Source organism: Cypionkella sp., assembly GCF_034376685.1.
Lineage (GTDB): Bacteria > Pseudomonadota > Alphaproteobacteria > Rhodobacterales > Rhodobacteraceae > Cypionkella.
The window spans coordinates 1-6192 of sequence record NZ_JAXMJJ010000013.1; the positions used below are offsets into that span (position 1 = coordinate 1).

The 6192-nt window shown below is 62.2% G+C and carries 7 protein-coding genes and 1 tRNA gene; 2 read left to right on the plus strand and 6 right to left on the minus strand.

Annotated features, from left to right (window positions below; translation table 11 throughout):
* Window positions 1–350: 350 nt before the first annotated feature.
* Both U1A24_RS03485 and U1A24_RS03490 read right to left on the minus strand, forming a co-directional pair.
* Window positions 351–426: transfer RNA gene (locus tag U1A24_RS03485), tRNA-Thr, on the minus strand.
* Window positions 427–482: 56 nt separating this feature from the next.
* The gene (locus U1A24_RS03490) at window positions 483–2036 is read right to left on the minus strand and encodes an ABC transporter permease (protein WP_416173451.1); all 1554 of its coding nucleotides are present in this window, start codon (window positions 2034–2036) and stop codon (window positions 483–485) included.
* A 211-nt stretch (window positions 2037–2247) separates the two neighbouring features.
* Between U1A24_RS03490 and U1A24_RS03495 the strand changes: the two genes are divergently transcribed.
* Complete coding sequence (locus tag U1A24_RS03495; RefSeq protein ID WP_322320603.1) at window positions 2248–3120, plus strand: hypothetical protein; 873 nt, start codon at window positions 2248–2250, stop codon at window positions 3118–3120.
* Between the two features lie 150 nt (window positions 3121–3270).
* Here the strand turns inward: U1A24_RS03495 and U1A24_RS03500 are convergent, their stop codons facing one another.
* Window positions 3271–3525 carry a DUF2312 domain-containing protein gene (locus U1A24_RS03500; protein WP_322320604.1) on the minus strand — a complete coding sequence of 85 codons (255 nt, stop codon included), beginning with the start codon at window positions 3523–3525 and terminating at the stop codon, window positions 3271–3273.
* Between the two features lie 145 nt (window positions 3526–3670).
* Here U1A24_RS03500 and U1A24_RS03505 point away from each other — a divergent pair, with 145 nt between their 5' ends.
* The gene (locus U1A24_RS03505; RefSeq protein WP_322320605.1) at window positions 3671–3886 is read left to right on the plus strand and encodes a hypothetical protein; all 216 of its coding nucleotides are present in this window, start codon (window positions 3671–3673) and stop codon (window positions 3884–3886) included.
* A gap of 8 nt (window positions 3887–3894) precedes the next feature.
* Here the strand turns inward: U1A24_RS03505 and U1A24_RS03510 are convergent, their stop codons facing one another.
* The 3 genes from U1A24_RS03510 to U1A24_RS03520 all read right to left on the minus strand — a co-directional run bounded on the left by U1A24_RS03510 (window position 3895) and on the right by U1A24_RS03520 (window position 6187).
* Window positions 3895–5739 carry an enoyl-CoA hydratase/isomerase family protein gene (locus U1A24_RS03510; protein ID WP_322320606.1) on the minus strand — a complete coding sequence of 615 codons (1845 nt, stop codon included), beginning with the start codon at window positions 5737–5739 and terminating at the stop codon, window positions 3895–3897.
* A gap of 71 nt (window positions 5740–5810) precedes the next feature.
* Complete coding sequence (locus tag U1A24_RS03515; protein WP_322320607.1) at window positions 5811–6014, minus strand: hypothetical protein; 204 nt, start codon at window positions 6012–6014, stop codon at window positions 5811–5813.
* 11 nt (window positions 6015–6025) lie between these two features.
* On the minus strand, window positions 6026–6187 hold the full coding sequence (locus U1A24_RS03520; RefSeq protein WP_416173452.1) for a TraR/DksA family transcriptional regulator: 162 nt from the start codon (window positions 6185–6187) through the stop codon (window positions 6026–6028).
* Window positions 6188–6192: the final 5 nt, after the last annotated feature.

The following is a 6192-nucleotide window of genomic DNA, read 5'->3' on the forward strand; positions in this document are numbered from 1 at the left end:
CCAGCTCCGCTGCCGCATCCGCCGCCAAGAAAAAGAAGGAAACAACACACAGCTTGACCCCTGCATGAACCGAAATCCATAATCAGAGGTGGCTCACTTCTCGGTGAAAAAACCGGCTCAGTTCTGGGTGAAAATCAACACACGGGCAACAAAAACGCGCTTCCACTCAGACTTGCCAACTGCAGCCTTGCACGACTCAGGAACTCTGCGCCGATACTCCCAACGATCTCCATCAAGCTCTTTGAGATATCTCAGCGTCACTGTAACACTTATAAAGCGGACCTCCTGAGGACCGAGGAGGGCGTTAAGTTGCTGCAATCGTTATATGATTGAGTGAAATTTGAGATAAATGGTGCCCCCATCAGGATTCGAACCCGAGACCCCCTGATTACAAATCAGGTGCTCTACCAGCTGAGCTATAAGGGCAGTTCCCCTCAAATATCGGCAGGCGACGTCCGGTGCAAGGGGGTTGCTGCGAATAGCTATCTTGTGGCGCTGACCAGCAAAGCCACCGCAGCAAGGCCCATTGCGGTGACGATCAGCGCCGCCGGGGCGGCCTCTCCGATGCGTTCCAGGCTGGCAAGCTCATAGACCCGCGTTGCCAAGGTGTTGAAATTGAACGGGCGCAGCAGCAATGTTGCAGGCAGTTCCTTGACGCAATCGACAAACACCAAAAGCAGCGCGGTCAACACCGATCCCCGCATCAGCGGCAGATAGATATCGCGCAATGTGCCGCCCACGCCACGCCCTAGGCTGCGCGCGGCCATTGGCAACGACGGGGAAATCCGCCCAAAGGCCGAATCCACCGCGCCCTGCGCAATGCCGAAAAACCGCACCACATAGGCCAGCACGATCGCCGCCGCGGTCCCAGTCAGCATCAGGCCGGGATCATATCCGGTCAGCGCCAGCACCGCATCGGCGACGCGGTGATCAAGCGCTGCCAGTGGCACCAGCAGGCCGACGGCAAGCACCGCCCCAGGCATCGCGTAACCCAAAGCTGTCACTGGCAGCACGGTGCGCGCCAGATTGCGCCCCACCATCCGCACGCCATACACCAGAAACAACGCCGCCGAGACGGTCAGCATCGCCGCAATTCCGCCAACGATGACGGTGTTCAGCGCGGCCTCCAGCAGCCCCGGCGCCAGCCACATCTGCGGCTTGGCAAGGGCATGGCCCAGCATCACCGCAGTCGGCAGCACAAACCCCAACAGAAATGGCACCGCACACAAAGCCGTCGCGGCCCAGGCCCACGGCCCATGCAACTGGATCGGCATCACCGGCCGGGTCGCCCGCGAAGGGCGGTGAAAGCGCGCGTTGCGGCGGCTGACATATTCGATGCTCAAGAGCACCAGCACCACCGTCAGAATGACCCCGGCAATCTGCGCCGCCCCACCCGCATTGCCGCCATTCAGCCAGGTCGAGAACACCCCGGTGGTCAGTGTCTGCACGCCAAAGGTCGACACTGTACCGAAATCAGCCACCGTCTCCATCATGGTCAAAGCCACACCGGCCGCAATCGCTGGGCGCACCAAGGGCAGGCCCAGCCGCCAGAACATCCCCCACGGCCCCAATCCCAAGGAACGCGCCACTTCGTAACTGGCCCCCGACTGCTCCCGCAGCGCGGCGCGGGTCATCAGATAGACATAGGGATACAGCGCCGCAGACAACACGAGGATAGCGGCAGGCTCGGAGTTGATCTCGGGGAACCAGTAATCGCGCGCGCTCTGCCAGCCAAAAGCACCCCGCAGCGCGATCTGCAACGGCCCGGCATAATCCAGAAAATCGACCAGCGCATAGGCCCCGACATAGGCGGGGATCGCCATTGGAAACAGCAGCGCATAGTCCAGACCGCGACTGCCGGGAAAGCGGTACATCACCACCAGCCACGCCGCCCCCGCCCCCATTGCCGCCGAGAGCAAACCCACGCCCAGCATCATCCGCAACGTGGCGGTGAAATAGCGCGGCAACACCGTCGATAGCAGATGCGGCCAGATGTTTTCCGTCGGATGAAACGCGATCCAGACCACCGCCAGCATCGGCACCAGCACAATCGCCCCGACCAGCAGCGCGCCCGCCGACCAGATATCCAGCCGGAACGCTGTGATGCGCAGGCACCACAGGCGTAGGCGGGAATTCTGACTGTTTTGCGTGGGCATCATCCGCGCGGTCCTAGCGGAAAGCGGTTTCCCTGTAAAGAAAACCGACTATAGTTGCGCCAACAAGAACAAGCAGGCAGGCAGCCACCCGATGCGGATCGTCTATCACCTTGGCGCGCACTTCACCGATGAAGAGCGGCTTCTGAAATGTCTTATGAAAAACCGTGAGGTGCTGGCCGAGCATGGCATTGTCGTGCCCGGTCCGAAACGCTACCGCAACCTGCTGCGCGACACTGCGATCGAGCTGAAGGGCAATGCGGCCAGCCGGGATCGGCAGGCGCTGATCCTTGACAAGATCATGGAAGAGGATGTCGCCGACCGCATGGTGTTGTCTTGGGACAGCTTTCTGTCGCTGGCACCTTGGGCATTGGACGGCACGCTATACCCGGCAGCAGGCGAACGCGTGCGCGCCTTCAGCCAGATCTTCCCCGAGATCGAGGCCGAATTCCACCTTGCAATCCGCAATCCGGCGACCTTCCTGCCCGCCCTGCTGGAAAAACTGCCGAACAAGACCTATGCCGATTTCATTGGCAAGGCCGATATTTATCAATTGCATTGGTCACATGTGGTGCAGCGGATCCTGACGCTCAATCCCGGCACACCGCTGACGATCTGGTGCGACGAAGACACCCCGCTGATCTGGCCCGAAGTGTTGCGCACCGTCGCGGGCTTGCCAGAGAACGTGGCGCTGGAGGGGGAGGAAGATCTGCTGGCCACGCTGATGTCAGGCGAAGGCATGACCCGGCTGCAAAGCTATCTTGCTGGCCATCCGCCTTCATCGGTGATGCAATGGCGCAAGATCGTCTCGGCTTTCCTGGATAAATTCGCCCTGCCCGACCGCATCGCCACCGAGATCGAAATGCCTGGTTGGACCGAGGAAACCGTGGCAGAGCTGACCCGGCTTTACGAGGAAGATGTCTATCGCATCACCCATATGCCGGGCGTGGATTTCATCTCACCCTGAAGCCAGAAGTCCACCTGACGGGCAACGGCGTATCGCGTTGCGCAGACTGGCGTGGTCGTTTCCAATACCTGTTTGCAGGAATGGAAAAACCGGGATGCGCCTGTGCACAACCCGGTTCCAGCTTTGCCAATGACACTGCAGCGTCTAAAGTTACTGCATCCCCAAAGCGGATTTATACATCTCGATGATCGCTTCTTCTTCGGCAATCTCGTCGGGCTTGCGCTTGCGCAGCGCGATCACCTTGCGCATGACTTTGGTATCATAGCCGCGGCCTTTGGCCTCGGCGAACAGTTCTTTTTCCTGTTCGGCCACGTCCTTTTTCTCGGAAGCAAGTTGCTCGGCGCGCTCGATGAACTGGCGCAGCTCGTCAGCGGTCACGTTATAGGCGGCGGTTACGTCATTCATCGCGGGACTCTTTTCAGTTTGGCTTTTCGCTTTGGGTTTGGTTGTTCCTATATGCCGAGGCTTGCAGGTTCAAGCGCGCCGCGCACGGGGTTGCAAGGCTTTGCCAACAGCGTTACCGCAGGCGCAGGTTTTCTGGGAGGCAGGTATGCAAATCGTGATCTGGATCGGAACAGCGCTGACCCTGCTGGGTATTGTCGGGCTGTTGTGGTGCATCAAGCTGGTGCTGGGCATCAAGCGGCAGAATTTGCCCGATGATCAGGCCCGCATCGCGATGCAGCGCGTTGTGGTGTGGAACATGGGCGCGCTGGCGGTGTCGGGCTTGGGGCTGATCCTGGTGGTGGTCGGGGTTATTCTGGCATAAGCGCGGGGTTAATCCGCGCGGTTCAGCGTGGCGAAATCACGGCCATCGGCGATCAGCCGATCAAACAGCGGATCTGGCGCATAGATCTGCGGTGCCGCCTCGGCCCGGCGCTTGAGATCGGCGCGCAACACCAGCAATCCGCGCTTGTCGGCCTGAAACAACGGCCCGCCCTGCCAGCGCGGGAACATCCCGTGCAGCACCGCCGCCGCATCCACATCCAGCGGCCTGCGCGCCACGCCCTCGCTGATCAGCCGTGCCGCCTGATTGGCCAAAGCCGCAAGGCAGGCATCCAGCACCCGCTTGGCCTCGGGCGGGGCCGCAGGCAAAGGCCCGCGCCCACTGACCCCGATGCCGAACGAGCCAAGCGCCGCCGCGATGATCGGTCGCGCCAGCCCCTCGGCTTCCAACTGAGAAATCGCCGCAGACAGCGCCGCGCGCAGGCGGCGGTCAATCGGCCCGCCCGGCCCGGTGAACAGCAGCTTCCAGCCCAGCCGCCGCCCAAGTGCGAGGCCCAAAGCCTGCACCGCGACCAAAGCTTCTGCCCCCGCCGCAAGTTCCGCCACCAGCCCGGCCGCCGCCGCCACGCTTAGCCCAACCCGCGTGCCCGCCGCCCGCGCTGGCAACGCGCCCAACTCAATGACCGGGATGTCAGCTTCCAGCGGCGGCGGCGGTGTATCGGCGTTCTTCAACACCAGATCAACGCCGCCAATCGCATCGGATGCCGTGCTCAGCCGCGCCCAGTCGGCATCCCGCGCCTCTGGAGTCAACCGCCCCTCCCCCACGGCTGCCTCTTGCCGCGATGCGATTTTCTGCAGAGCCGCAACCAGTATTTCGCGCGAAGGCTCCACCAGAGTGACGCGCAATCCCGCCGCCAAAGCCTGTGCCACCAGATCTGCCGCCGGTTCTGCCGCGCCCCAAACTGCAAAACTGCCCAGCTTTGCCGCGCCAAAATCGGCCAGCGGCGCAGGCGGGAAAATCGCCCGGCGTTCGGCAAAATAGGCGTGGCGCAGCCCTTGTGCTTGCGGCGTGTTGATCAGCGCCTCTCGCGCGGTGGCCTCAAAAGCAAGCCCTTGTTCCCAAGGCAAAAGTTGACATGCTTCGACACAATCAATCAACCGCGCCGGGGCTGGCAGTGGTGTGCCCGCATAGCGCGCCCGCGCCGCCGCAATCGCGGCCTGAAATGCCTTGCCGTCCCGCAAGCCATCGCGCCGGTCCGAGGTTTTCAGCGGTGCCCTGCCCTGCAATGCCTCTGCCAGTCTTTCCGCAAAGGCGCAGGCCTGTGCCCGCAGATCGCCTTCAAACACCTGATCCACCAAGCCGATGGTCAGGGCCTGCGCGGCGCTTATCGGCGCAGGCTCCAGCATCAGCTTCAAGGCCGCAGATGCGCCAACCAGACGCGGCAACCGCTGCGTTGCCCCGGCTTCGGGCACCACACCAAGCCCGATTTCCGGCAATCCGAGATGGGCGGCAGGGCTGGCCACCCGGCCATGTGCCGCCAGAGCCAACTCCAATCCCGCCCCCAGAGTGCTGCCGTTCAAGGCCACAATCACTGGCTTGGGAAAATCTTCAATCTGCGTGCAAAGAGCGCGAAGCCCCGGTGCGGCGGCAGGTTTGCCCAGTTCGGACATATCCGCCCCTGCCGAAAACGCCGCCAGATCCGAGCAGATCACCACCGCCCGCAGATCACTGTCAGCCACAGCACGCAAGGCCGCCGAAAGCGTAGCACGCAGCGGCTGCGTCAGTGCGTTCACCGGACGCTGCGCCAAGATCAGCAACAAAACGGCCCCTCGGCGTTCGACCCGCACCGCATCCGCCAAGGCCTTGCCGTCCATTCCGCCTGCTCCATTTACCATCGCACCATTAAGCGGTGGACGGACTGCCTTGGCAATCCCACACCGCACAAGCGGGCAGACTGTGAGCGTGTTCAGACCGGCATATTGTCGAAATCGGCTTCTTCAGCGGGACCAACCCGCTCTGACACCGCGGCAGATTGCGCCAAAGCCCCCGGCAGCACTTCACTCAGCGCACGCATTTCGGCCAGCAACAGGTTCAACCCCATCGCTTGCCCGGACAGCGTGGCTGCAAGCATCTCTTGGCTCAGTTCGGCCAATGGATCTTTTTTCGGCATGGTATTCTCCCCTATTCAGCACAGTTTCGGCAGAACGGTGTGTCAGGCAGCACATCCAGCCGCTCGGACGTGATGTCTTGGCCGCATTTGGCACAGATGCCGTAGTCCCCTGCCGCTATGCGCGCCAATGCGGCCTTGATCCGCCGGATTTCCAACAAACCAGCGTTGCCCATGCCTT

What these genes read in the sequence shown, in the direction of transcription:
- U1A24_RS03505 (WP_322320605.1), top strand. Translation starts at nt 3,671, where the DNA reads ATGCAAATCGTGATCTGGATCGGAACAGCGCTGACCCTGCTGGGTATT.
- U1A24_RS03520 (WP_416173452.1), bottom strand. Translation starts at nt 6,187, where the DNA reads ATGGGCAACGCTGGTTTGTTGGAAATCCGGCGGATCAAGGCCGCATTG.
- U1A24_RS03495 (WP_322320603.1), top strand. Translation starts at nt 2,248, where the DNA reads ATGCGGATCGTCTATCACCTTGGCGCGCACTTCACCGATGAAGAGCGG.
- U1A24_RS03490 (WP_416173451.1), bottom strand. Translation starts at nt 2,036, where the DNA reads ATGCTGGCGGTGGTCTGGATCGCGTTTCATCCGACGGAAAACATCTGG.
- U1A24_RS03500 (WP_322320604.1), bottom strand. Translation starts at nt 3,525, where the DNA reads ATGAATGACGTAACCGCCGCCTATAACGTGACCGCTGACGAGCTGCGC.
- U1A24_RS03515 (WP_322320607.1), bottom strand. Translation starts at nt 6,014, where the DNA reads ATGCCGAAAAAAGATCCATTGGCCGAACTGAGCCAAGAGATGCTTGCA.
- U1A24_RS03510 (WP_322320606.1), bottom strand. Translation starts at nt 5,739, where the DNA reads ATGGTAAATGGAGCAGGCGGAATGGACGGCAAGGCCTTGGCGGATGCG.